This window comes from Modestobacter sp. KNN46-3, assembly GCF_011039295.1.
Window position 1 is genome coordinate 1 of sequence record NZ_JAAKGN010000318.1, and the last position, 1606, is coordinate 1606.

Annotated in this window: 3 protein-coding genes; all 3 read right to left on the reverse strand. The window is 73.2% G+C overall.

The window, feature by feature from the left end; all coding sequences use genetic code 11:
- The coding region (locus G5C62_RS26940) for an asparaginase (protein WP_206330901.1) at positions 1–292 on the reverse strand (292 nt) is incomplete at its 3' end.
- Positions 282–1151 carry an amino acid ABC transporter permease gene (locus G5C62_RS26945; RefSeq protein WP_164703403.1) on the reverse strand — a complete coding sequence of 290 codons (870 nt, stop codon included), beginning with the start codon at positions 1149–1151 and terminating at the stop codon, positions 282–284. The genes G5C62_RS26945 and G5C62_RS26940, both read right to left, overlap by 11 nt.
- Positions 1148–1606, reverse strand: a 459-nt coding sequence (locus G5C62_RS26950) for an ABC transporter permease subunit (protein ID WP_164703404.1), incomplete at its 5' end; no start/stop codon positions are given. The genes G5C62_RS26945 and G5C62_RS26950, both read right to left, overlap by 4 nt.

Consider the following 1606-nt stretch of genomic DNA (forward strand, 5'->3'; position numbering starts at 1 on the left):
CCGCCTCCTCCAGCCCGGCCCGCTCCAGCAGCCGGCGCACGACGTCGACGTGCGCGTCCTCGCCGGTGTGGCTGCCGGCGGCGATCGCCAGCTCCGGCCCGGTCAGCGGGGCGCCGGCGGTCAGGCAGGCCAGCGCCTGCAGCGGCTTGGTGGTGGAGCGCGGCAGGATCGTGGCGTCGGGGTCGCCGAGGGACAGCGCGACGGAGCCGTCGGCGTCCAGGGCGAGCAGCGAGCCGAGGTGCCGGCTCTCCACCAGCCCCGAGCGGCGGACCACGGCCAGTTCAGCGGACAACGGGGGTCTCCAGTTCACGATCGGCGGCCTGCTCGGCGGGCCCGGACGGCGGCGCCACCTGGCGACGGACCCGGGTGCGCAGCCGTGCGGCCAGGTAGGACAGGGCGCCGTTGAACACCAGGTAGATGAGCGCCACGACGAGGAAGGTCTGGATGAGCAGCCGGTTGTAGGCGCTGAGCACCTGGGCTCGGTACAGCAGCTCGGTGAAGGCGACGACGTAGCCCAGCGACGTGTCCTTGATCAGGCTCACCAGCTGGGTGACCAGCGACGGCGTCACGTGCCGCAGCGCCTGGGGCAGGACGACGAACCGCATCGCCTGGCTGCGCCGGATGCCCAGGCTCAGCGCCGCCTCGGTCTGCCCACGCGGCAGGGCGAGGACCCCGGCCCGGACGATCTCGGCGACCACCGCGGCGTTGGCGATGGTCAGCGGCACGACGAGCTTCCAGAGCACCGGCAGGTTGATCCCGTAGGCCGGGAGCCCGAAGAGCATGAGGTAGATCAGCAGCAGCACCGGGAGGGTGCGGGCCACCTCGATGTAGCCGGTGCACAGCCAGCGCAGCGGCCGGTTCTGCGAGAGCCGCCCGATGGCCAGCAGCACCCCGAACGCCCCGGCCAGGACGGCGACCAGCGCGGCCGCCAGCGCGGTGCCGCGCAGCCCGACCAGCAGGTAGGACCAGATCGGCCAGTCGAGGAACGGCGTCCACCGGTCGGCGTCCAGCTGCCCGGTCCGGCCGAACTGCACCAGCGCGAGCGCGAACACACCGGCCAGCACCAGGGCGCTGACCACCGAGCCGAGCAGGATCCGCCGCCGGGCGCGGGGCCCGGGGCCGTCGTAGAGGAACGCACCGCTGTGGCTCATCGGTGGATCGCCACCTTCTTCTCGATCCGCCCGGCGGCCAGCCCGATGGCCAGCGCGAGCGCCATGTACGTGAGGCCGGCGGCGGTGAAGATCGGGATCGGCTGGGCCGCGACCAGGTTCACCTTGTTCGTCGCGGAGGTCAGCTCGACCACGCCGACCGTGGCGGCCAGGGCGGTGTTCATCAGCAGCGCGATCATCACGTTGCCCAGCGGCTGGACGACGGCGCGCACCGCCTGCGGGACGACGACGTGCCGCAGCGTCTGCGACAGCCGCAGCCCCAGCGCCCGGGCGGCCTCGACCTGCCCGGACGCGACGGTGTTGATCCCGCTGCGCACCGCCTCGGCCACGTACGCCGCCTCGTAGACGGTGAGCACGACGATGACCGTGGTGGTCAGCGGCATCAGCAGCCCGGCGTCGGGCAGTGCGAAGACGGCCAGCAGCAGCAGCGCCAGCAG